22 protein-coding genes, 1 tRNA gene and 2 pseudogenes are annotated in these 23,217 nt (G+C 42.9%); 15 read left to right on the top strand and 10 right to left on the bottom strand.

What is annotated here, in order from left to right; all coding sequences use genetic code 11:
- Positions 1-74: 74 nt before the first annotated feature.
- On the bottom strand, positions 75-668 hold the full coding sequence (locus RXV91_RS01220; protein WP_316438332.1) for a type IV toxin-antitoxin system AbiEi family antitoxin domain-containing protein: 594 nt from the start codon (positions 666-668) through the stop codon (positions 75-77).
- A gap of 238 nt (positions 669-906) precedes the next feature.
- Here RXV91_RS01220 and RXV91_RS01225 point away from each other — a divergent pair.
- Positions 907-2,169: pseudogene (locus tag RXV91_RS01225) on the top strand (ISL3 family transposase).
- A gap of 63 nt (positions 2,170-2,232) precedes the next feature.
- Here RXV91_RS01225 and RXV91_RS01230 read toward each other — a convergent pair.
- Positions 2,233-2,355 (bottom strand): annotated as a pseudogene (locus RXV91_RS01230) (helix-turn-helix domain-containing protein); the annotation flags it as partial.
- 140 nt (positions 2,356-2,495) lie between these two features.
- Between RXV91_RS01230 and RXV91_RS01235 the strand changes: the two are divergent.
- From RXV91_RS01235 to RXV91_RS01270, 8 genes are all read left to right on the top strand, one after another.
- Positions 2,496-2,837: a helix-turn-helix transcriptional regulator gene (locus RXV91_RS01235; protein WP_316438333.1), complete on the top strand. Its 342-nt coding sequence runs from the start codon at positions 2,496-2,498 to the stop codon at positions 2,835-2,837.
- A 5-nt stretch (positions 2,838-2,842) separates the two neighbouring features.
- Positions 2,843-3,241, top strand: a complete 399-nt coding sequence (locus RXV91_RS01240; RefSeq protein WP_316438334.1) for an ImmA/IrrE family metallo-endopeptidase — start codon at positions 2,843-2,845, stop codon at positions 3,239-3,241.
- 45 nt (positions 3,242-3,286) lie between these two features.
- Entirely contained in the window at positions 3,287-4,141 is an 855-nt protein-coding gene (locus tag RXV91_RS01245) for a DUF4428 domain-containing protein (protein WP_316438335.1), read from the top strand.
- Between the two features lie 36 nt (positions 4,142-4,177).
- On the top strand, positions 4,178-5,032 hold the full coding sequence (locus RXV91_RS01250; protein WP_316438336.1) for a DUF4428 domain-containing protein: 855 nt from the start codon (positions 4,178-4,180) through the stop codon (positions 5,030-5,032).
- Positions 5,033-5,069: 37 nt separating this feature from the next.
- Positions 5,070-5,140 (top strand) — tRNA-Gly (locus RXV91_RS01255).
- Between the two features lie 147 nt (positions 5,141-5,287).
- On the top strand, positions 5,288-6,154 hold the full coding sequence (locus RXV91_RS01260) for a KilA-N domain-containing protein (protein ID WP_013355293.1): 867 nt from the start codon (positions 5,288-5,290) through the stop codon (positions 6,152-6,154).
- A gap of 114 nt (positions 6,155-6,268) precedes the next feature.
- Positions 6,269-6,454 carry a hypothetical protein gene (locus tag RXV91_RS01265; RefSeq protein WP_316438337.1) on the top strand — a complete coding sequence of 62 codons (186 nt, stop codon included), beginning with the start codon at positions 6,269-6,271 and terminating at the stop codon, positions 6,452-6,454.
- A 5-nt stretch (positions 6,455-6,459) separates the two neighbouring features.
- Complete coding sequence (locus tag RXV91_RS01270) at positions 6,460-7,635, top strand: tyrosine-type recombinase/integrase (protein ID WP_316438338.1); 1,176 nt, start codon at positions 6,460-6,462, stop codon at positions 7,633-7,635.
- A 167-nt stretch (positions 7,636-7,802) separates the two neighbouring features.
- On the opposite strand, the gene guaA is transcribed toward RXV91_RS01270, so the two are convergent.
- The 4 genes from guaA to helD all read right to left on the bottom strand — a co-directional run bounded on the left by guaA (position 7,803) and on the right by helD (position 14,072).
- A complete protein-coding gene (gene guaA / locus RXV91_RS01275; protein ID WP_219050783.1) occupies positions 7,803-9,359 on the bottom strand; it encodes a glutamine-hydrolyzing GMP synthase in 1,557 nt (518 codons plus the stop codon).
- 93 nt (positions 9,360-9,452) lie between these two features.
- On the bottom strand, positions 9,453-10,382 hold the full coding sequence (gene coaA / locus RXV91_RS01280; protein ID WP_021730178.1) for a type I pantothenate kinase: 930 nt from the start codon (positions 10,380-10,382) through the stop codon (positions 9,453-9,455).
- Positions 10,383-10,551: 169 nt separating this feature from the next.
- Positions 10,552-11,481, bottom strand: a complete 930-nt coding sequence (locus tag RXV91_RS01285; RefSeq protein WP_316438339.1) for a nitronate monooxygenase — start codon at positions 11,479-11,481, stop codon at positions 10,552-10,554.
- A gap of 284 nt (positions 11,482-11,765) precedes the next feature.
- Positions 11,766-14,072 carry an RNA polymerase recycling motor HelD gene (gene helD, locus RXV91_RS01290; protein WP_316438340.1) on the bottom strand — a complete coding sequence of 769 codons (2,307 nt, stop codon included), beginning with the start codon at positions 14,070-14,072 and terminating at the stop codon, positions 11,766-11,768.
- 204 nt (positions 14,073-14,276) lie between these two features.
- Between helD and RXV91_RS01295 the strand changes: the two genes are divergently transcribed.
- The 5 genes from RXV91_RS01295 to RXV91_RS01315 all read left to right on the top strand — a co-directional run bounded on the left by RXV91_RS01295 (position 14,277) and on the right by RXV91_RS01315 (position 19,344).
- Positions 14,277-14,951: a DedA family protein gene (locus tag RXV91_RS01295; protein WP_196241870.1), complete on the top strand. Its 675-nt coding sequence runs from the start codon at positions 14,277-14,279 to the stop codon at positions 14,949-14,951.
- Between the two features lie 142 nt (positions 14,952-15,093).
- Complete coding sequence (locus tag RXV91_RS01300) at positions 15,094-16,047, top strand: GrpB family protein (protein WP_316438341.1); 954 nt, start codon at positions 15,094-15,096, stop codon at positions 16,045-16,047.
- Positions 16,048-16,068: 21 nt separating this feature from the next.
- Complete coding sequence (locus tag RXV91_RS01305) at positions 16,069-17,925, top strand: cation:proton antiporter (protein WP_316438342.1); 1,857 nt, start codon at positions 16,069-16,071, stop codon at positions 17,923-17,925.
- 70 nt (positions 17,926-17,995) lie between these two features.
- A complete protein-coding gene (locus tag RXV91_RS01310; RefSeq protein WP_216781698.1) occupies positions 17,996-18,652 on the top strand; it encodes a histidine phosphatase family protein in 657 nt (218 codons plus the stop codon).
- A gap of 14 nt (positions 18,653-18,666) precedes the next feature.
- Positions 18,667-19,344 (top strand): histidine phosphatase family protein, encoded by a 678-nt coding sequence (locus RXV91_RS01315; RefSeq protein WP_316438343.1) that lies wholly within the window; start codon positions 18,667-18,669, stop codon positions 19,342-19,344.
- A 329-nt stretch (positions 19,345-19,673) separates the two neighbouring features.
- On the opposite strand, the gene RXV91_RS01320 is transcribed toward RXV91_RS01315, so the two are convergent.
- The 3 genes from RXV91_RS01320 to RXV91_RS01330 form a co-directional block, all read right to left on the bottom strand.
- Positions 19,674-19,871, bottom strand: a complete 198-nt coding sequence (locus RXV91_RS01320; RefSeq protein WP_316438344.1) for a hypothetical protein — start codon at positions 19,869-19,871, stop codon at positions 19,674-19,676.
- 331 nt (positions 19,872-20,202) lie between these two features.
- Positions 20,203-20,517 carry a multidrug efflux SMR transporter gene (locus tag RXV91_RS01325; RefSeq protein WP_316438345.1) on the bottom strand — a complete coding sequence of 105 codons (315 nt, stop codon included), beginning with the start codon at positions 20,515-20,517 and terminating at the stop codon, positions 20,203-20,205.
- A gap of 141 nt (positions 20,518-20,658) precedes the next feature.
- A complete protein-coding gene (locus tag RXV91_RS01330) occupies positions 20,659-21,096 on the bottom strand; it encodes an NUDIX domain-containing protein (RefSeq protein WP_316438346.1) in 438 nt (145 codons plus the stop codon).
- 87 nt (positions 21,097-21,183) lie between these two features.
- On the opposite strand from RXV91_RS01330, the gene hflX reads away from it, so the two are divergent.
- A complete protein-coding gene (gene hflX / locus RXV91_RS01335; RefSeq protein ID WP_316438347.1) occupies positions 21,184-22,479 on the top strand; it encodes a GTPase HflX in 1,296 nt (431 codons plus the stop codon).
- 112 nt (positions 22,480-22,591) lie between these two features.
- Here hflX and RXV91_RS01340 read toward each other — a convergent pair whose 3' ends face one another.
- Positions 22,592-23,152, bottom strand: coding sequence for a TetR/AcrR family transcriptional regulator (locus RXV91_RS01340; protein ID WP_316438348.1), 561 nt, complete (start codon positions 23,150-23,152; stop codon positions 22,592-22,594).
- Between the last annotated feature and the right edge of the window lie 65 nt (positions 23,153-23,217).

Below are 23,217 nucleotides of genomic sequence, written 5' to 3' on the forward strand. Positions count from 1 at the left end.
TGGTGTGATTTTTCTTTCCTTTGCCAACTTTCTGATTCTAGCCAGAAACTGCTTCTGGTCAGTAAATTCAAGTTTCACAGTAGGACCTCCATATACGCTCTAATCTCTTCTTCTACTTTAAATATTCTTGCGTACGTCATTAATTGGCGGAGATTTTTTCCTTTCCGATGGATATAACTATTCATTGCTTGTTTAATTGTCTCAGCATCAGACCTATCTCGCGTTCGCAGGATATCACACAAGGTACGCTCAACATCGTAAACCTTAACTAGATGTCCACCAGGAGTTTTAGTTGTTGTTATACCAATTTCATAAAGCTCCTTTTTTTGTCGATAAATCTTGATTGGTGCATCGTTTTTAGTACTATACGCGTATGGCAACGGAAAGTTCATTTCGTAGGTACTTGGCGTTCGATCAATCATTCCATAAAGGAAAAGTGCTGTGTCTTTGAAAAAGATACCTTTCGAAAGGCTATACTGTAGTGCAGCAATATCGTCGCCAAACTCAAGTGGATCAATATAAACACCCGGTGCTAATCTTTCTAGCTGTCCATGAGCATACATGCTGCGTAACACCCTAGGTGAGATACCCATTGAATTAGCAGTTTTAGACGTAATTTGACCACCATTCTTATTCAAGTACGCAATGATTTCTTCTCGTTGGCCCATTGGTTTCACCTCAATCTAAAAGTCCGTTTTATACTCAAATCATAACATATAGTAAGTAAAAAACGGATAAATTGATTTAGGACTTTTGGAATTTCCTGTTAGTCATAATTTTTTGGGCCTATGATATTTAGCGTCGATGGATAAAATCCATCAACACTATTTTTATGTACAACAAAAGGACATATCGTCCTGTGCGACAATCAAGTCGACCAAAACCAATTGAAAGCGAGTGTCAGATATGTCCCAAAGCCATGCTACTAAAGTACTGCTCCAAATTAAAGGTCCAAATATTACTGATTTAGTTGTTCAAGAAGCGACTAACGGAAGCCTACAAGTGCTTGAGAAGCTAACGTATCCCAGTTACTGTTTGCGCACGTTGTGGTAAACGTTCCATGGTTAAGAATGGCTTTAAGACCGCTCACATCAGAATTCCTAGAATTAGCGAACGGGTCACCATCCTTAACTTAAAGAAGCAGCGATTTATCTGTAAAAATTGTGATAAAAGTAGTTTAACAACGACTACGCTGGTTAAAAAACATCATCAAATATCTGAAAACAGTCTGCATGCCATTGATCTGTCATTAACTGAAGACCATGCGATGGCGAGTATTGCGGCTCAATACAATGTCTCGACCAATACGATTAGTCGCCAAATAAAGTTACTCGGACAAGGTACTCAACCAGCTTTTAACGGACTACCAACGATGCTTTGTATCGACGAGTTTCGATGAGTTTCGTTCAACTGGTAAAAAAATGAGTTTTATTGCGGTGGATGCCCAAACCCACGACATCATTACAATTTTACCAGGACGTAAGAATGCCGATATTAAAGACTTCTTTCTCAATCATTATTCTAAACGTCATCGTGACCGCGTGACTCGGGTTGTGATGGACTTTAATTCTCAATATCAACCCGCGATTCGAACACTCTTTCCGCACGCCAAACTGGTTGCGGATAACTTTCATCTTGTTCAAATGGCCTTACGATCTTTGAATCAAACTCGGGCCCAACTCATGAAACGTTTTAACCCTAAGAGTCGTGAACACCGAGTGCTTAAATATTATTGGCGGTTATATTTAAAAGATTATGACAGCCTCGAAAAGCGCAACCCCCAATGGTTTGCGCATCTTAAAGATCGCATGACACAAGAGCAATTAGTCGTAGCTGGTTTAAATCTAGACCAACAGTTTCGACAAACCTACCAAGCCGCACATGCCTTAGTTAAGGCTTTTCAAAAGCGTGATTATCGATCCTTCAAAGCAGCCCTAGGTCATGTCGAAAATGTCAGTCCTCAGCTAATGACCAATATTAAAAGCTTTATCAAGAACCGGCAACTCATCAAAAATATGACTACCGGCCGATTATCAAATGGTCCCGTCGAAGGTGTGAACCGTAAAATCAAGCAAATCAAAAGAACCGCATATGGTTACAAGAACTGGCAAAACTTTATTTATCGAATTCAAAATCAAAATCGAAAAAAAGAACCCAATTCGTAAATGAATTGGATTCTAAATATAACTTCATCAATACCGGTTGACAGAGACCCATTTTTCCAAAATAAGAGGCCGTTTTCCGCATTGTATCGATAGACGGTTTCTTATTGCCAGATTCCATCTTAGTATACATGGAATAACTAATCCCTATGCCTTCAGCTGTTTCCACTTGAGTTTGTTTTAGTTCTTGTCTAGCCTTTCGTAAAGTATTCTTAAATAAGCACCTCCATCACTAGGAGTGTTAGTCAACACTTTTAGTAAAAATACTTATTCCACTCTTTTATTTCACTATAAGTGATAGTATGCTATAAATAAATACAAGGAGTGAAAAAGATGACTAAAGGACAACGTATAGCTAAAATGCGTAAACGTAAAGATGAAAGTCAAAATGTACTTTCTAAGGTTCTTCACGTTAGTCCAAGTACTATTGGAATGTGGGAAACCGACCAACGTGCAATAAAAGACGAAGATTTATCCAAATTAGCAGACCACTTTGGTGTTACCACAGATTATATACTAGGGAGAAAGGTTGATTTGGGTAATGTGCCTGTTGCTGCACATATAGATGGCGACTTTGAAGATTTAACCGATGAGGAGCGTCAAGAAATAAATGACTACATCGAGTTCAAAAAAGCGCAATTCAAAAAGCGCAAAGAGAATGAGAATAAGGACTGAGGCTTTTGGACAAAATCGAACAATTGATGGCAAAGTACCCGGATATTAATTTCTATTTTGAACCAATGCCTATCAAACTCGGCGGAATAGCCATCGAAAATCAGGTTACAATTAATTCTAAAAAAAGTAAAACTGAACAGTTTCAATGGTTATTGGAAGAAATAGGCCACGTTAAAACATCAGTCGGTGATATCAGTGACTATGACTCCCTTTCCAATATGAAACAGGAACATGAAGCACGCACTTGGGGGTTTAAACAACAAATGACACGCTCACAGTTAGATAAACTAAGAAAGTGTTATGCTGAAAATGATTATGAGTTAGCCGATGATTTGGGAATTCAAGTTGATTACTTACATGAAGTCGGACAAAGTTATGGACTACATTACAAGCATGTTCGCTAATTAATTTAATGCTTTTTCTAATAAATCGAAATGAAGGGATTTATCATGGCTAAACAATGTGTTGTATGCGGTAATAAAATTGGAATTTTATCAAGTTATCTGAATATAAAAGATGGGGTAGCTTGTATCAAATGTGCTAAAAGCATTGGACTGGGCAGTGGTTGGCGTTCTGATGAAATTGGTTACGAATTAACGAGCGAAGACGTTAAAAAATATCAAGCCTCAAACACTAAAATAAATATTAAACAGCGCTATGGCGATATAAAATCTAAGGAAAAACAAGATGCTTTTAACAAAAAAACTGAATATGAAAAATTACTCATCACTTTCAAAAAAGAAGGCGATGGTCATGTTGGCAAAGTGTACATGGATAACAAACGACAACAGTTTTTGATTAAGCAAACATTTACCGAACACTTAGATGATACCCCACCTACACTTTACAACTACAGCGATTTAGAAAGCTATGATCCAATTGAAAATGGTACTACCATTGAAAAGAAACATGGCTTATCTCGTGCGATTGCTGGTGGTTTAATTGCTGGCCCGACCGGTGCAGCACTTGGCGCTTTTTCAGGTAACAAAGCTTATGCAGCTGTTTCGAAAGTCTCAGTTGTCTTATACTTCAGCGGAGATCATCGTGTTGAAGCGGTTCTACTAAATACCGATACTAAAACAAATAGTGGTGAGTACCATGCCGTAAAACAGCTATTACTACGATTCTGTCACGAATTAGACAATATCATTGCCGAAAATAACAATGCTACTAATACCGCAACATCAGCACCTACTATTTCAACAGATACTGATCAATTAAGAAACTTAAAAGGACTGCTTGATGATGGCGTCATAACACAAGCAGATTTCGATGCTAAGAAGAAACAAATTTTGGGACTATAATGTTATCAACTTACTAATGAATCGAAGGAATCTATCATGGCAAAAAATTGCGACGTATGCGGTAAAAAATTAAAATTGTTTAAATCTGTCAATGTCACTGATGGTAAAGTATGCTATGACTGTATGAAGCAAATCGGCATAGACTACCTCAAACTACCAATGTCTTTAACTATCGAAGACACGTTGACAATTAGTGAGGTCAAGGATTTCCAGACTAAAAAACAAATTATTAACGTACATCAGCGCTGGGAAGATTACAAAAATAACAAAATGCAAAACAAAATAGCTGAACAACGAAACAGAATTGCTAAGCAAGACAAATACGAACAACTCAAAGCTAATATTAAAGCTGATAAGCCCGTAAAAAAAGGAAAAGTCTATTTAGATTTCGCTAAAAAACAGATTTTCATCGATAAAAATTTACTTGAAGATTATCACCTTTATAACTTTTCTGATTTTACGAGTTACAAGACCATCGAAAATCCCACTACTATTAATAAAAATCATAGTCTATCTCATTCAGTTATAGGCGGCCTAGTTGCTGGCCCTACTGGTGCTGTAATAGGTGCTTTTGCTGGCAACAAATCCTATGATGCAGTTTCAAAAATGGCAATAATTTTATATTTTAAAGACAACAACTATAAACAACTGAATTACATATCCACTGCAACAAAAATAGACACTATTAATTACCGAACTGAACAAGAAAATATGCAACGCTTTTGCGCTCATCTTGATAAGATTCTTGCCTACAATACTACTGATGTATCAGACACTCTTTCCGCCCCTGTTAACACTGATCAATTAAGAAACTTAAAAGGACTGCTTGATGATGGCGTCATAACACAAGCAGACTTCGATGCTAAGAAGAAACAAATCTTGGGATTATAATATTATCAACCACTGGCTTCTATCAGCTAGTGATAACGCGAGTGTAGTTTAGTGGTAAAACGACAGCCTTCCAAGCTGTAGTCGCGGGTCCGATTCCCGTCACTCGCTTTGTATCATAATGCACGTCACCGTAGACGATAATACGGAATAAAAACAGTTCAAAGACAAAATGTAAACAATATATTTTAATAGATTAGTAATGTTCGTGTTCTAAACCCGTCGATTTCGACGGGTTTAAAAATGGAGGTTAATACAATGGCACTTGATAGAGAAATAATTAATGCAAACGGAACACAAGTTGAAGCATTTAGAAATAATGACATAGATGCAGATTTCATCAGTATTACTGATATTGCAAAATACAAAAATCAAGATAATCCAAATGATTTAATTCGCAACTGGATGCGATCGCGAAATACTATTGAGTATCTTGGCCTTTGGGAACAAATGAAAAATAATAACTTTAATACTGATAATTATCAGGAACTGCTCAATGAATCGGGTTCAAATACTTTTGTACTATCTCCCGCCAAATGGATTAAAGAAACAAATGCTATTGGTATTATTTCAAAATCTGGTCGCTACGGTGGTACTTATGCTCAATCTGATATTGCTTTCGAGTTTGCTTCCTGGGTATCACCTGAATTTAGATTATACTTAATTTCGGACTATCAACAGTTAAAACAAAGTGAATCAAGCCATCTGAATTTAGACTGGAACGTAAATCGAACACTTTCAAAAATCAACTATCAGATCCACACAGATGCAATTAAAGAGAAGCTCATCCCTTCTACTGTGTCAAAGAAACAAGCTGGTTATAAATACGCAAGTGAAGCAGATAGATTAAACATGGCACTCTTTGGAATGACCGCTAAACAATGGCGTAGTAGTGGAAAAAGAGGCAATCTCCGTGAAAGCGCCACATTAGAGCAATTGACAGTCCTAGCCAACCTAGAGAGTATGAATGCAGAGCTTATTAAAAATAACGTCTCAGAGTTCGAACGGACTATGCGATTAAATAATATGGCTAAGGACCAGATGGCAACATTATTAAAAAATAGTACTAGTATGAAACAGCTTAAAAACTTAACAGCACATAATTCACCAAAGAAACTTAATTAAGGGCATTAGCCCTTTTATTTAAGCCGCCAAAAGAACGTACGTTTGCTAAGTGCTCACGGTTCAAATACGGTACATTTTGATATTCAAGAATAATTGAAAGGAGGCCTTATAATCATGGATTTTAGCAATCGTATAGAAGTCATAGAACACCTAAAAGATGATTTGGAATCTACAAACTGCGACTTTCTTACTACAGATATTCCCTTCCCAACAGATAAAGAAAGTTATCAACAGTTTATCCACACCATCAAATTTATGGACTCAGCTATTACGGACTACGAACGTACAAGAAAGGAATGAGCTAAGTGCCACGTAAATGGACTCCACTTAAACGCTACCCCGGTGTTTACTCGTATCCAACCCAGAAAGGTAAACGTTATGGGACAAGGCGCAAGTATAAATCAAGTACTGGCAAGTCGGACTATTGGAGTAAGTCAGGATTCTTAAGTGCAGCCGATGCCGACTTACTTTTGAAAAAATTTGAGCTAGAACTAGCCACCGGCAAAGTTGGCCAAATTGAAGGGCATAAAGTCACAGTAGACGCTTACTTCTGGCGAATCTATGACCGTAAAGTAAAACTCAACATCTGGCGGCCCATCACTTCTAGGAGCATGAAAAATTATTACAAGGAATGGTTTCAAGCGCCCTTTGGGAATGTCAAGCTTGATGAGCTCAGTCGCTCCGCCTACCAAGAATTTATTGATAGTTTAGCCGAAAAGGATCTTGCCAAAAACACGGTTGAACGAATTAACAGCGTGATGCAATTAATCATGAATGATGCCGAAACTAACGACATCATTTATAAAAATAAATTACGCCATATGAATATCAATGGTAAAGCACCGCGTGACCAGTCTCTATCTAAGGATGATTTTGATGCGTACATGAAATACGCTAAGGAACATCTGAGTCGCTATGACTATAGTATGATCTATATGCTAACTCTTGGAGAACGTCGCGCGGAGTTAATGGGTCTGCGAACCCGTTCATCATTTCAATTTGAATTTGATGAGGTTAATCAACGTGAGGTCTGTGCCATTAAGTTCGACATGGGACGAACCTCGGAGGCCAAAGATGGTGGCCCGTTAAAGACGCCATCCGCATACCGAACAATCTGGGTCTACGGTGAAATGGTCGATACGATTCGGTTTGCTATTAAAGCATCAGATAATATCCTGATGAACTTAGGAAAACCAGTTCCACAGGATCACTTTCTATGGCTGAATCCTCAGACAGGTAATCCATTTCACCCGGCACAACCTTCAACGCTCATGAAGCGATTATCAGGAAAATGTGGGATTAAAGTTCATCCCCATCAGTTGCGTCATTACTTTGCTACTCGCGCAAAATCAGACCGCCTATCCGACTCAGATGTTATGCACTGGTTGGGACACACCAATATCCAGCAAACTAACGACTACACCCGTGCTTCAAAAGAAGGTGCTATGAATGTGTTTAACGGGATCAAAAACGACATTTGAAATTCTGTACCACCCGCTGTGCAAAATAAAAAGGCGGTACCACCTTGGGTACCACCTTTTTATCAAATTGTATCTGATTGTATCGTATTTGATTTTTGCTAACCACCGCAAGAATCAGCGTTTATTGCCAATTGGCACTGATAGGAATCGTTGAATTTCAATAAATCCTATTCCCATTCAATTGTCGAAGGTGGCTTACTCGTAACATCGTACACGATGCGGTTAACGTGATCGACTTCATTGACGATCCGCACTGAGATCTTTTGTAAGACATCCCATGGAATACGTGCAAAGTCGGCGGTCATACCGTCGATTGATGTTACGGCCCGAATACCAACGGTGTAATCGTAGGTCCGGCCGTCACCCATGACACCGACTGACTTGATGCCTGGTAATACGGTGAAGTATTGCCAGATTTCACGGTCCAATCCGGCTTTTTTGATTTCATCACGTAAGATAAAGTCACTATCGCGCACGATTTCTAACTTATCTTCCGTAATCTCCCCAATAACCCGAATTCCGAGACCAGGGCCGGGGAATGGTTGACGCCAAACAAGGTCAGACGGCATCCCTAGCTTTTCACCGAGTTCCCGTGCTTCGTCCTTGAATAACGTCCGTAGCGGTTCAATCAACTTGAACTGCATGTCTTCTGGCAAACCACCAACGTTATGATGTGACTTGATTGTTTGGGCCGTTGAAGTCCCACTTTCAATCACGTCGGTATAGAGGGTCCCCTGTGCGAGGAATTCCATCCCGTTTAACTTCGTGGCTTCTTCATCAAACACTTGGATAAATTCGTTACCAATGATCTTACGTTTCCGTTCAGGATCACTGACACCAGCCAGCTTGCTTAAGAATCGATCCTTAGCATCAACTTTAATGATGTTCAAACCAAACTTACCTTCTAGGCTCGCCATAACTTGATCAGCTTCGCCCTTCCGTAACAAACCGTGGTCAACGAAAATACTTGTTAATTGCGTGCCAATGGCCTTGTGCAACAGCACACCGACGACACTGGAATCAACCCCACCGGAAAGTCCCAGTAAGACCTTTTTGTCGCCAACTTCAGCGCGGATCTTTTCAATCTGCATATCAATGAAATCATCCATTGACCAGTTAGCTTCAGCTTGGCAAACGTCAAATGCAAAGTGCCGTAGAATATCATTACCGTAGTCCGTATTCCGAACTTCAGCATGGAATTGAATCCCATATAACTTCCGGTCAACATCTTGAATTGCCGCAATCGGGCAGTTCTTAGAAGTGGCCACCACGTCAAAACCATCAGGTGCTTGGGTCACCAAGTCACCATGACTCATCCACACTGACTGCTCAGCTGGTGTACCCTTGAACAGGGTCGCCGAGTCACTCGTCACGTCAATGTTCGCCTTGCCGTATTCCCGGTTATCAGCTGATTCGACCTTCCCGCCCGCAAGCGTGTAGGTCATCAGTTGCATCCCGTAACAAATCCCCAAGATTGGTAAGCCCAACTTGAAAATCTCCGGGTCAACCCGAAAGGCGCCATCATCGTAAACACTGTTGGGGCCACCAGAAAAGATAATACCTTTCGGGTGACGGGCCTTGATTTCTTCAGCGGTAATCGTGTTCGGAAGTAGTTCCGAATAAACGCCGAAATCACGAATGCGCCGGGTAATCAATTGATTATACTGACTACCGAAATCCAATACCAAAATGGAATCGAAAGACGCGGTATCCGTTTTTGCCAAGTTGTTCACTCCTTTGGATTAATTAATGCTCAATAGGTCTATCATACTGATTTCTAAACGTTCGGTCAACCAGTATGAGAAATTTCTTAGGTGCTAATATTTGCGGAAATACACGGCATCAATCACATGATGTGCAACTTTGTGTAAAATTAAATCCGCACGATTACGGGTTGGTAAGATATAATCATTCAAGTTTTTTAGATCAACCTCTTCCCACACCCGTTCAGCCATGGCCATCGCGTCCTTGGGGTCACCAATTGCCCATGGATAGAAATAGTTCGACGGGTCTTGGAAGGCGGTCTTCATTAACGCTTTGAAGCGCTCCAAATACCAATCCTCGACTAGGTCAGCATCCGCATCCACATACACTGAAAAGTCAGTAAAATCACTAATATAAATCGCTTGATTACTAGGTAGTTGCAGCACGTTGATGCCTTCGATAATTAAAATATCGGGATGTGTGATCACGTCAAAGCGATTCGGTACAATATCATAGGTTTGGTGTGAATACACCGGCGCCTTCGCCAACGGCTTACCACTCTTCACATCGTTTAAGAATTGGATTAGCCGCGTCATATCATAACTTTCTGGAAAGCCCTTGCGTTCCATCAGCTGCATCTTTTTAAGCTCAGCATTGGGATATAAGAAACCATCCGTCGTAATTAGCTGGGTTCGCCGATCTGGATATAAATATTTAAATAATATTTCTAGTAGCCGAGCCGTCGTCGTTTTACCGACCGCCACACTTCCAGAAACGCCAATGATAAACGGTGATTGACGGTTCTGCCGATGTAAAAAGACGGACTCCGTTTCCCGCCACGATAAATAATGCTCATACTTGGCCTGCAACAAATGCGCGAATGGCATATAAATATCCCGGACATCATCCAAACTAATCCGGTCATTAAACGCCTTGATTTCGTGTAAGTTATCTGCGGTCAACGGTACTTGGTGTTGATTGTTACGGTAAAATTGCTTCCACTGTTCTCGCGAAAAGCGATAGTAGTTCATCTGATCTTCCATAATTTCTGTCTGCCACCATTACTAAATTAATGGGTTGATTATAACATGAAACCCTTATCAAACGCTGATTAAAATTGAAATAAAGTGACCACCTAATTTGAAAACCATTAGTAAAAGATCGCTCGATACTAGGTCATAATTGCCTAGTACCGAGCGATCTTAATGTTCATTATTCAATTTTTAACTGTGTCACGACTTCCTGAGCCTGACTAAACAAATCGGTAATGATTTCCTTGACTGGCCGAATTGTCGTCATCATCCCTGCCACTTCGCCGGCCATGGGCGTACCATGTTCCATATCGCCATCTTCAACGGCTTTCGCAAATGAACCGTCCGCTAACGCGTGTAATTCCGCTACCGGCGCGTTAGTTTGCTCTAATTGCAAGTATTGCATTAGCATCGGGTTAGTTAACGCTCGGACGGGATCGCGCTGGCTGCGGCCAGTCACGATTGTATCCGTGTCACTGGCTGCCAGTACCCGTTGCTTATAACTAGCGGGAACCGGACATTCTTCAGCGGTCAAGAAGATCGTACCACATTGCACACCCTGGGCGCCCAGTGCAAACATCGCCGCGATTGAACGACCATCACCGACACCACCAGCACCAATCACTGGAATATCAACGGCATCCACGACTTGTGGTAATAACGCCATTGTCGACGTTTGACCGATATGTCCACCTGATTCTTGACCTTCCGCAATCACCGCATCCGCACCGGCTGCCACCATCTTGTGAGCATGGTGGACCGAAGCAATCACCGGAATCACTTTAATACCGGCCGCGTGTAACGGTGGAATATATGAAGTCGGGTTACCCGCACCAGTCGTCACGACCTTAACACCTTCATCAATGATGACCTGTGCCAGTTCAGGGCAATTCTTCATCTGTAACATTAAATTAACGCCAAACGGCTTATCCGTCAGCTGACGAGTTGCCCGAATCTCGGTCCGCAATTGATCAGCGGTTAGCCCTGCAGAACCAAGAACACCGAGACCACCAGCCTCCGAAACTGCTCCAACTAATTCATGAGTAGCAATCCGCATCATCGCACCAGAAAAAATGGGATATTGAATGCCTAACATTTCAGTAATTGACATAGTCACGTCCTCCTCAAATTACTAACAATTCTTTCTGTTTAATTGTTAGCATCTTCACGATATTGTAGTCGTAGTCGGCACTAAACCATTTCGATCATCAACCGATTCGTCTACTTGATGAACTAATTTTAACGCTTATCTACTGATGATGACAGCGTTTTCTTTTATATTTCGACACAATCTGATAATTGTTTTAATACACATTACCATTGATTGCCTTAAGATTTTATTCACAAAAAGCACCACCTCACTAACTGGAGGCGGTGCTTTCATCATATTGCTAATTAAACTTTTGCTTCATTCAACGTATACAAGCTGTGGTTCACACGCGTCAATAATGGTGATAACTTACCAACTGCGACCACCGTTAACTCGTGCATCGCCCGTGAACAAATCGTGTACAGTAACTGCCGTTCATCTTCACGCTGATAATTTTCCTGATTAGCATTCCACACGATCACCGCGTCAAATTCCAGTCCCTTGGCCAAGAATGACGGCACGACGATGACGCCAGGAGCTAACCGTTGATTTTCTGTTTGGATCAACGTGACCTTCTCACCTCGCGCCTTCAACGCTTCAGTCAAGTCCTTACATTCAGCCAAAGATTTTCCGATAATTGCCGTTGTATCCCGTTCAGAATCATTCATCGCTAATTGATCGACTACTTGATCAACACCCGCTTCAAAATCAGCTGTCACAACCACGTTTGGTAGGTCCCCTTGGCGGTCAAACGCGGTCACGGCTTCACCATTCACCAAAATTTCTTTAGTAAAATCGGTAATTTGCTGGGTCGATCGGTAAGACTTGGTCAACTGTACGACCCGCGTCTTTTCTGGGTTAAATAGCGTGGCCAATTCATTAATTAACGAATGACTATTTTCTTTCGTAAAGATGGCCTGATTTAAATCTCCCAACATCGTAAAACGCGCTTTTGGAAAACTAAACTTCAGGAACGCTAGCTGAAAGGCGTTGTAATCTTGAATCTCATCCAGAAAGACAAACCGAATGTCGCGTTGTCCATGTTTCCCCGTCATCAAATCATGCAGATACATATAGGCCGAAACGGTCGTTAAAGAAATATGCCGGTCCTTAATTTCAGCCAGCTTGTGTTCAACCGTAGCGTCCCAGTCAGCCGTGGAAATTCCGTAATCTGCCAGCTTAATAATCTTCGGCACTTCACGTAAGAAATGCGCGTACTGCATATTGATACTCAAGAAACGATTGCGGACAATTTGCGTCCGGGCCTTGCCAAGCCGTTGCATCACAATCTTACGCGCTAGAAACTTAAATTCTTTATCGCCGTTCTTAAACTCCCGCGGCTGATTGCCATACAATTGATTGATTTCTTCGCGCGATAAGTCTTGGACCGCTTCTTCAACCCATTTAGAACGCATCTCCGATTCAACCTTGCGATTCAAAATCTTGATTAATTCTTCCTTAGTTGCTGACAAGCGGTTCGCTAAGTGATAGTTTTCGTTGAAAGAATAGTAGATTGACTTAATCTTTTCCCGGGAAATAATCACTTCATCGTTCAGCGTAATATTACGGAATCGCATGTCGGCTTGTTCCAAATGCCGGCCATACGTGGTAACCGCGTTGAAAAAGGCTAAGCTACCTTCCAACTTAGTAATCTTCGCCATTTGCGGTGTGTTTTCAGTTTCAAACCGTTGCTGTAACGTCTCGACCTGCATATGGGGTAGCCGGTATGAGGCATATTGGAAATAAGTCATTTGGACCATGTTTTGCTCACCCAATTCTGGCAAAACCTGGTTAATATAGTCATTAAATAACTGGTTAGGTGAAAATAAGATAACTTGGCCAGCCGTCAAATTACCCCGGTAACGATACAATAAGTAGGCGACACGTTGCAACACTGACGATGTCTTCCCAGAGCCAGCCGCCCCTTGCACGAACAAGAGGTCGGAACTCGTATCCCGAATAATGGTATTTTGTTCCTTTTGAATTGTTGTGACAATGCTCTTCATCTTCACGTCAGACTTTTCGTCCAACACTTCGAGCAACATCGAATCGCCCACAGCTTCATCGGTATCATAGACGGTCACAACTTGACCATCTTCCACCATCAGTTGGCGCTTCAACTTAACGTTAACCGTCTGCTCACCATCTGGAGTCTGGTAAGTCACGTGACCTAAACCACCGTCGTAATAAATACTGGAAATTGGGGCCCGCCAATCATAAATTAAAAAGTGATCCGGTGTGTCAGAAAACGAACTTAACCCAATATAAATGGTTTCGGGCTTCGGTTCACCGTTCTCATGAAAATCAAGTCGCGCAAAATAAGTGTTCTTTTCCAACTTTTTCAAGGTCGACAACTGTTTAGTCGCATGTTTCCAACTATTTTGCCGCTCGTCCATCATTTGCTGTTGCTGGCGCACGGACAGTCCAGTCTCCATCATGCCTTCGTAACTATCCGTTTTAATATTGATGTTATTCAGCAAATCCCGCTTGATGTCGGCCTGATCCTGTTCCGAGCGCGTAATGGTTTGGCTTTGCTGCTCTTCAGCCACCTTAATTTTCGCAACCACATGATCTAAGTGTTCCTGTTCTGCAGCTTTAATTGACTTAGCCATTGAACGCCCTCCATTCCTAAATATCGAACAATAATTTTATCACTATCAGCGGCCCGACTCAATTAATAACCCATGCCACATGCTAATTTTTGCCTTTTTATGTAAAAATGTTTGAACATTGGTTTACCAAAGTTACGATTGTGTTAAACTAAATGAAATGTAATCGGTTTCATCTGTTTTTCAATCCGCAGACGCTTATAATAAATGCAACTTAAATTGGAGGTGGCGCCGTTGGTCAATTTAATAACCATTTTAACCCATTTAGAACAAAGTATCGTCCCGCTATTAACCACGCTTGGTAGTTGGTCTTACATCTTATTATTCGCCGTTATCTTTCTTGAAACGGGCATGGTCGTTTTCCCATTTCTTCCCGGCGAATCATTGATCTTTCTCGCCAGCACGATGGCTGCAACTCACAGCGACGCCCTCAGTATTCAAATTCTGGTGCCAGTATTCTTTGTGGCTGCTGTAATTGGCGACACTGTCAATTTCGAAATTGGCCGCCACCTAATTCGCTTACCGTGGTTGCAACGCCACCTCCCCCAATCCAAGCAACAACGCGCACAACAATTTTTTGCTAAGTATGGCGCGAAAGCTGTCATGTTTGGCCGCTTTGTTCCACTCGTGCGGACCTTTGTCCCGCTGAGTGCCGGGGCCGCTAAAATGCCACAAACGACCTTCGCTATCTGGAACTTAGTTGGCGTTGGTATCTGGGTCAGTGTCGGCTGTTCACTCGGTTACTTCTTTGGCTCGATCAGCTTTGTACAGAACCACCTCTCGCTCTGTTTTCTAGGAATTATGGCCGCCGCGCTCATTCCAGCCACGGTGGTTGCGCTGATTAAGACCTGGCGACAACGGACAACACTCAATCTCAAATAAGCGCCACACACAACACGGTTGATCTGCAATCGTGTTTTTTTATTGCTTCTCGCTTTGAAAGGCACGTCTTTCCTTTTCAAAACCACTCAAAAAGTGTATCCTTTCAATGACTTTAACGTTTTTTAATGAGCGGAGGGATTCTATGCAACCAATTCAATTAACTGCCTATCAATCTGACTGGCAAAAGCAAGCCACCGAGTATCAAACCTTGTTACACCAGCAATTACAGGCGAATCTATTAAAAAGTAGTCACGTGGGTAGTACGGCCATGCCCCAATTATTGGCGCGTCCAACGATTGACTTGGCGTTGCTTGTTAAAGATCAGGCGGCTGCCGTAGCTACGTTACACGCACGACCGGTCGCTGGAACGACGCATACTTACGCGACACAATTAGCTGCTAACGGCATCCACGTGATTATTACAACTGATGAACAGCATTATCAGCAATTGCTCACTTTCCGGGATTATCTTAATGCGCACCGGACAGACGGTCGCAAGTATACTGCCATTCGCGAAAAAGGTGTGCGCAATGGGCAAGCCGATCTCGCAGCCTATCTACAAACGAAAGCAGCCTTCATGGCCAGCATCAACGATAAAGCTCAGGATTGGTTGGCCACTAAAGATCAACACGAACACCACGACCGGACCGTCCGTGCAGAACTCGTCAACATGTGCCTCATTACCAACCCCAAGACTGGCGACGTCCTCGTTGAAAATAAGATTGACGCCCAGTGGTCGGGGTTAACTTTTCCTGGCGGTCATGTTGATCGCGGTGAATCACAAGTAACCGCGATGAAGCGTGAAGTATTAGAAGAAACCGGCTTGCACGTCAATCAATTGAAATTAGTCGGCACCGTAACGTGGGTCGAAAATGCGGACGGCGACGTGTCGCTTGGTACCTTATACACTACTAGTCACTATCACGGCGATTTGCTAGCCGGCTCATACGAAGGGGCTATTAGCTGGCAACCATTAGACCAACTAACGCCCGATAAATTAGCACCCGGTGTTGACCAAATTCTGAAAGTTTTCACTGACAGTCACGCTAACGAAGCATTCTGGAGTTTTGATGACAATCAGCTCCGCGTGTACTAAAACGAATCGAGGTATTTATTCATGGATCAAGTTTCCTTAGTCATTATTTTATTAGCCGCATTATTAATTCCGCTTATCATGGCTAAATTCAAAATCAATAGCTTGCCGACTGCCGTCATGGAAATCATTGTCGGCATCGTGATTGGGCCCAGTGTGTTCAATTTTGTGAACACTTCTGACCTTATCTCACAATTATCAACGATTGGCGTCATTGTCCTGCTGTTCTTAAGTGGACTTGAAATTGATTTTAGTCTATTTAAGAAGCGGCGCACGGCGTTAACACCGTTAGAGCAAAAAAATGCGGTCAACACACCGAAATATTCGCCCGTCCGGCTTTCAGTGTACGCCTATGGCACGATTGTTGTCTTATCACTGCTGCTAGCAGCCGCCTTTAAGGTCAGTGGCCTCTTTAGCGACTTCTGGCTCGCCGCTATTTTGTTTGGTACGATTTCACTTGGCATTGTAATTGCGGCTTTGAAGGAACAAGAATTACTTAGTAAAGCCTTTGGACAAACGATTCTGTTAATCTCCGTGTTTGGTGAACTCGTGCCAATGATGGGGCTGACGCTCTATGCATCCGTCTACGGCAGTAACTCACAAAGTCTCTGGTTACTATTACTCATTTTAGCCGTCGCCGCACTATTACTCTTACGGTTCAAACCATTCTTCCGCTTCTATCAAAATATTAACAAATCGACGACACAACTAGATATTCGGTTAGCCTTCTTCCTAATCGTGACCATGGTCACGGTAGCTGAGTCAGTTGGTGCCGAAAACATTCTGGGTGCCTTTGTGGCCGGGATCGTCTTAAAACTCTTGAACCCTAGTGAAACGACCCGCGAACGCTTGGATGCTATTGGTTACGGCTTCTTCATCCCTATTTTCTTCATTACGACTGGCGTCGATTTGAACTTACGGACCTTATTAACAAGTGGCAAAACCTTACTATTAATTCCATTATTTTTCTTAGCATACATGGTTGCCAAGATTGGCGGCTACTGGGTCCTAAAGTTACGGTTCAAGCAAGCCAACGCTTTAGCCGGTACCGCACTGACTGCAACGACAATGACAATGGTATTAGCCGTCCTGCGAGTTGCCAAGTCAATGAAGACAATTACTAGTGACCAGTCCGGCGCTTTCTTACTCGCAGCGCTACTCACTTGTGTCATCTCACCCCTGATTTTTAACAAGTTTTATTCAGCTGAAAAAGAAGACCTGGTCAAAACAGCGGTCCACTTTATCGGCGCTAACTTAAGCACCGTACCCGTTGCACAACAGCTACGAAAAGGCTGGTACGACGTGTCAATGTACACGAATCATCCTGAGAATTATCAAACCTACCACGCGCAAGTGCCAGTGACCTTAATGGAAAACTTCACAGCCCAGGACTTACAGGATCACGGCGTCTTTGACACGGATATTTTGGTACTCGGCCATATTGATGCCGAGCGTAACTACGAGCTTGCTAAAGCCGCCAAAGCATACGGTGTACGGCGGATCATCGTTCGGTTTGAAGACCGCAATGTGCTCAATGAACATGAAGACGATCTCCGCGAACTCGGTGTCGAAGTCTACAATACACCAGAGGCCAACATTACCTTACTGCGTGCCTTAATTGAATCGCCGTCAACCTTGTTACTGCTCAATGATACTGAAAATAGCATCTACGAAGTCCGAGTTCTCAACCATCTTTACACGAATGTTCAAATTAAGAACTTACAGTTTGCTCAGGATATTACCATTAGTCAAGTCATCCGTAATCGGAAACTGATCGCGCCCAATGGAAATACGACGATTATGTACGGTGACCGCTTAATCTTTACCGGGAATAAGCAAACGGCCGCTCAGATTCGACAAGCCTTAGCAACTGCTAATTAATCGCAGTGCATTTTATGGTAAACTAAACACATTATGGCTTAGTTTTGAACACCAAGTAGAGGAGTAAATAATGGCAACTTTTTCCGTTTACATGATTCGTCATGGTCAAACCTACTTTAACAAGTACCGCCGAATGCAGGGCTGGTGTGATTCCCCCCTCACAACGGTCGGCGAACAGGACGCTCGCAATGCAGGTAAAATGCTCAACGGTATTGATTTCGATGCCGTTTACGCCAGTGACATGACGCGGGCAATGCGCACCGCAGAATTAATTCTTCCTGCCAGTGGCAATACCGATTTGACGGTTCAACCAATGGCCGCATTCCGTGAAGCCTTTTATGGCTATTTTGAAGGTGATGATACGTCGCAGACCTGGTTCATGGTTGGTGCGCCCCATCAGGCACCTAGCTTGTCCGCAATTATTGAACAATACGGCATCGAAAAAGCCAAAGATTTCTGTAAAGAAGCTGACCCGTTCCATCGCGCCGAAAATAACGCCGAATTCTGGCAACGGGTCAATGGCGGTCTCGATACGTTACGTGCTCACCATCACGACGGGGACAAAGTTTTGGTCGTCAGCCACGGCAATACGATTTACAGTATTGCTGCTCGTTTTGCCGCACTGACCTCACCAGCGCGGCCCCAAAATGGGAGCGTCACGAAATTCACAATTAGCGACAACGATGTGACGTTAGACTACTTTGGCCGCAAAGACCATCTCGACTAAATAAGGAGAAACACATGGCTCAATTTTCAATTTACTTTGTTCGACACGGACAGACTTTTTTCAACTTATATAATCGCATGCAAGGCTGGTCTGACTCGCCGTTAACTGAATACGGACAAGCCACCGCAACCAAGGTCGGTCAAGCACTAGCGAACACGGCTTTTGACTACTACTACAGTAGTGATTCTAAGCGAGCAATCGACACCGCTCAGCTCATTCGACAAGCGGCGGGTGCCACCGCCCAGCCCTTTAAAACGCTGATGAACTTTCGGGAAGTTTTCTATGGTTATTTCGAAGGTGACGATTCAAGTCGGACCTGGTCACTAGTTGGCCGCCAATACGGGGTCACCAGCATGCACGAACTTCTTGAACACGTGCCTATCGATCAGACCCGCGATCTGATGCGTGAAATCGACCCTTGGCATGAGGCCGAAGACAACACGATGTACTGGGAACGGATCAATCAGGGCTTTGACTACTTGAAAGCCCACCACGACCACCATGAAAAAGTACTCGTGGTGACCCACGGCACGACAATCCGCAGTATGGTCGCACATTTCGCTCCCGAAATCGACATCACGAATGGCCCCAAAAACGGGAGCGTCACTCGCATCGACATCGATGGCGATCAAATTCGCGTCGTCGATTATGCGCAAGACTTAGCCGACGTGAAAGTCAATCAACACTTATAATTTTGCTCATCAAACAAAACGCTCGCAACCACTGACTGGTCGCGAGCGTTTTTATATTGGTTCTAAAATAACTGTTGTTGGTAATTAAATAGAAACTTGATTACTGACAGCAGGTAGTTTTGTCTGTATTTTAATCATGGTCTATTAAAAATGTTCGCATTGAAAAAGGTGCTTGCCGTTGCGCGGCTAAGCACCCATGAAAATATTATCAATATCAGTTGACAGAAAAACCAATTTTTCTGTCTGGTCAATGGTAATACTTAAAATTTCACTAGTTAAATACGTGTTTAGAATCTATAAAAATTCAAAATATTTTGCCCCAATTCAAACTATCTTTTCAAGAAAGTAAGCACGTTCTTAGCCGGTTTCATGCTTCCTGCTAAGAATGCAATTACGACTGCCACAATAGCAAACAAAAGTTCCCAGACCGACCAGTTAAAAACTACTGTTAAAACTAACATAATAGCAGCTGCAATCATCAAGACGCCATCTCTAGGGCCTAAATTCAGATATGGATACATCATCATCAGACATCTCTTCTTTCCCCATTTAGTATACATTGAATAAGCTCAACTAAGACTATAACGGAATTACTGACGAAATTAAGAATCCCCTTCTAGAGATAGGGCGTTGACTGAGTGTTGCCGGTGAAGCAGGCAGATTCCGTAGAATCTTGGTAACTGTGCGTCTATCTATGGTCGAAAGAATCTGAGCATCATTCAAACATCCATTTAAGTCCTAAGAATATTATAACACCGTTTTCATTTGTTGTGAAAGTTCTTTTATAATGGCAACTATTGGGATCTTCACTGGCGAGCAGGCATTGGCAAGTCGTCCCACTAACACAACCGCCCAATCCTAACTCGTGACTTTGATACCAATAATGCCAATGACCAGCATTGCAATGAAAATCCACGTGATAGGAGCAATTGTATCCTTAAAGAATACCAGCCCCACAATAATCGCACCAACCGCGCCGATTCCAGTCCAAATAGGATACGCAATACTCAACGGCAAGTGTTTAGTTGCCAATGCTAAGAAACTAAAGCTCAAAATCATTCCCACCACCGTGGCGGCAGTATAACCTAAATGACTAAATCCATTACTTAATTTCATCATCGTGGCCCATACTACTTCAAATAATCCGGCAATAATTAAATAAATCCACGTCATTATCAATTCCTCCTCAAAATAAAAAGGACAACGTCCACCCAACTTCCACAATGACCTAAGGAAGTTGGGTTAACGTTGTCCGGTGACAATTCATCTTAATATTTCAGTCCACTATAGCAAAGCTCATCGGCATGGTCAAGCTTACTCGCCACACAACATCCATTTTGTTAGTGGCGTCAACGGTGTCGGCAAATCATCTAAAGCGAAAAAGGCCGCAGTACTCGTCTCATTAGTGGCTTGAATCAACTCACCACCCGTTGTATTGGCGCGGTATAACGTGGTGACACTGTCAATGATATCCCCATTAGGATACTGATAGTGCATCTTAGGACCACTGAAGACATCAATGAGCGTTAACTCGCCCACGGTTAATCCCGTCTCTTCTTCTAATTCTCGTCGGGCCGTCTGCTGAACCGTCTCACCAGGCTCAGTTGACCCGGCTGGTAATCCCCAACAATGATTATCCGTTCGATAGATCAACACTATTTTTCCCGTTGAATTTTGAGCCAACATCGCCGCTCCTGCCACTACTAATGGCTGATGACCAATTTGTTGACGCAATTTAAGCACATAACCCATTTAATTGCCCCCCTAATACCCGAAGTCGTAATATTTTGATTAGACATGTTATACTTAATGCAATCATAACACGTTAGGAGTGAGTGTATGTCTGAAACCAACGCTCAGAAAGTACAAGAAGTCATTATTGCCGGCATGTCTAAGACGGTCGCCAATTACGACTACGCCATGTCCGAGCTAGAAGCACTCGTTGCAGCCAATAATATGCACGCGGCCCTGCGAATTGACCAAGGATTGGAAAAACCCAACCCGGCCACCTTCTTCGGCAAAGGTAAAGTTGTCGAAATCAAAGAAGTCGCAGCCGCCAACGATTTGCACATTATGGTCATCAACGCGGATCTGACCCCTAGTCAGGTGCGTAACTTAGAGGAACAAACGGACATTCAGATCATCGACCGTACTGGTCTGATCTTAGAAATTTTTGGTAACCGTGCGCGGAGCAAGGAAGCCAAATTGCAAGTTAAGATTGCCCAATTACAATACCAACTTCCCCGATTACGAACGAGTATCTCCAATCGCCTTGACCAACAGGCCGGGGCCGCTGCTGGTGGTGGCGGGGGCTTTACCAACCGTGGTGCTGGTGAAACGCAACTGGAATTAAATCGCCGGACAATTCAAGACCGGATCAGTCACGCGAAGCACGAACTTAAGGAACTCAATAAAGACGAAGTAGTGCGACGCTCACAACGCGATAAAGCCGGGCTCCCTAACGTCGCATTAGTCGGTTATACTAACGCTGGTAAATCAACGACTATGAATGGTTTAGTGAAACTGTTCGGTAAGGGTGAAGATAAGCAAGTCTTCGAAAAAGACATGCTTTTCGCAACGTTAGATACAAGTATTCGTCAGTTAACCTTCCCTGACAATAAGCAGTTACTGCTCAGTGATACAGTCGGGTTTGTCAGCGACTTGCCGCATAACTTGATCAACGCCTTCCGTTCAACGCTAGCCGAAGCTGCCAATGCCGACTTACTCATTCAAGTCATCGACTACGCAGATCCCCATTACAAGGAAATGATGGCGACCACTGAAAAGACGCTCAAAGAAATCGGTGTGCACGATGTCCCTATGATTTACGCCTTCAATAAGGCTGATTTAACCGAAGCCGACTACCCGAACCGGCAAGATGATCAACTCATCTATACGGCGCGTGATGAGGCCTCACTACAAGCTTTGACCAGTATGATCAAAGCCAAAGTCTTTAAGAATTACGTGACAACAACGTTATTAATCCCATTCAATGATGGTGAAGTAGTGGCCTACTTAAATGACCACGCCAACATTCTCAAAACGGATTACTTAGCTGATGGCACCCAATTAACAGTCGAACTCAACACTGTCGATGCCCAACGTTATGAAAAATACGTGGTGACACCTGCTTAAACGACTCATTCAAAAAAATGGCTCTAGGATTAACTGCCTAGAACCATCTTTTTTGACTTAATAATCAATCTACCCCTGTCAATCGCTAAATCACTAGTGCCAATAGCGAACATCATTCAGTCACCATTAACGCGTGCAATTGCGCCAATAGTTCGGACTGCGACCGTCCTCGCCACTGACGTTGAAAAGCATAACTAGTCCCCTTCAGCATGGCAATTAACATATCAGCCTGAAACTCACATACCGGTTTCGAAAGCGTTGGCTTCAAATCATGAACCAGTTGCGTTAATAAGTCACATAATTGTTGATAAAGTTCGCTCTGATAAAATTGACGGCGACCAGGTTCACCGGCCTCGACATTCATTAATAACGCCATGTTGTGCTCACGAATCGCTAGATATTCACCAATAACATGATCAAAACGCGCCGCCGCACCTACCGAGGTCGTGGTCAAGTAGACTTGATTGGTTTTAATAAAAGTTGCGACTCGGTCCGTCACTAATGCCAAACATAGTGTACTTTTATGGGCATAGTGACGATACAACGTTCCGGGACCGATACCAGCGGCCGTCGCAATATCTTTCATACTAACGGTTTCGATTGAACGCGCGGCAAAGAGTTGTCGCGCAGCAGTCAAAATTTTCTGTTGGTTAATTTGTGCATCCTTTCGCATTCGACACACCCTCCTATGTACTTAAGTTCACCATACACTTTTACGCATCGCTTGACAAACGGAGT

The sequence above is a fragment of the Lactiplantibacillus sp. DA1 genome (assembly GCF_032681335.1).
In the GTDB taxonomy this organism is placed as follows: Bacteria; Bacillota; Bacilli; order Lactobacillales; family Lactobacillaceae; genus Lactiplantibacillus.

Excerpts from the sequence above, each read along its gene's own strand:
- RXV91_RS01285 (WP_316438339.1), bottom strand. The coding sequence starts at position 11,481 with ATGTCAATTACTGAAATGTTAGGCATTCAATATCCCATTTTTTCTGGT.
- helD (WP_316438340.1), bottom strand. The coding sequence starts at position 14,072 with ATGGCTAAGTCAATTAAAGCTGCAGAACAGGAACACTTAGATCATGTG.
- RXV91_RS01330 (WP_316438346.1), bottom strand. The coding sequence starts at position 21,096 with ATGGGTTATGTGCTTAAATTGCGTCAACAAATTGGTCATCAGCCATTA.
- RXV91_RS01265 (WP_316438337.1), top strand. The coding sequence starts at position 6,269 with ATGGATTTTAGCAATCGTATAGAAGTCATAGAACACCTAAAAGATGAT.
- RXV91_RS01310 (WP_216781698.1), top strand. The coding sequence starts at position 17,996 with ATGGCAACTTTTTCCGTTTACATGATTCGTCATGGTCAAACCTACTTT.
- coaA (WP_021730178.1), bottom strand. The coding sequence starts at position 10,382 with ATGGAAGATCAGATGAACTACTATCGCTTTTCGCGAGAACAGTGGAAG.
- RXV91_RS01315 (WP_316438343.1), top strand. The coding sequence starts at position 18,667 with ATGGCTCAATTTTCAATTTACTTTGTTCGACACGGACAGACTTTTTTC.
- RXV91_RS01320 (WP_316438344.1), bottom strand. The coding sequence starts at position 19,871 with ATGATGATGTATCCATATCTGAATTTAGGCCCTAGAGATGGCGTCTTG.
- RXV91_RS01250 (WP_316438336.1), top strand. The coding sequence starts at position 4,178 with ATGGCAAAAAATTGCGACGTATGCGGTAAAAAATTAAAATTGTTTAAA.
- RXV91_RS01235 (WP_316438333.1), top strand. The coding sequence starts at position 2,496 with ATGACTAAAGGACAACGTATAGCTAAAATGCGTAAACGTAAAGATGAA.
- RXV91_RS01305 (WP_316438342.1), top strand. The coding sequence starts at position 16,069 with ATGGATCAAGTTTCCTTAGTCATTATTTTATTAGCCGCATTATTAATT.
- RXV91_RS01340 (WP_316438348.1), bottom strand. The coding sequence starts at position 23,152 with ATGCGAAAGGATGCACAAATTAACCAACAGAAAATTTTGACTGCTGCG.
- RXV91_RS01220 (WP_316438332.1), bottom strand. The coding sequence starts at position 668 with ATGGGCCAACGAGAAGAAATCATTGCGTACTTGAATAAGAATGGTGGT.
- RXV91_RS01300 (WP_316438341.1), top strand. The coding sequence starts at position 15,094 with ATGCAACCAATTCAATTAACTGCCTATCAATCTGACTGGCAAAAGCAA.
- RXV91_RS01295 (WP_196241870.1), top strand. The coding sequence starts at position 14,277 with ATGCAACTTAAATTGGAGGTGGCGCCGTTGGTCAATTTAATAACCATT.
- RXV91_RS01325 (WP_316438345.1), bottom strand. The coding sequence starts at position 20,517 with ATGACGTGGATTTATTTAATTATTGCCGGATTATTTGAAGTAGTATGG.
- hflX (WP_316438347.1), top strand. The coding sequence starts at position 21,184 with ATGTCTGAAACCAACGCTCAGAAAGTACAAGAAGTCATTATTGCCGGC.
- RXV91_RS01245 (WP_316438335.1), top strand. The coding sequence starts at position 3,287 with ATGGCTAAACAATGTGTTGTATGCGGTAATAAAATTGGAATTTTATCA.
- RXV91_RS01260 (WP_013355293.1), top strand. The coding sequence starts at position 5,288 with ATGGCACTTGATAGAGAAATAATTAATGCAAACGGAACACAAGTTGAA.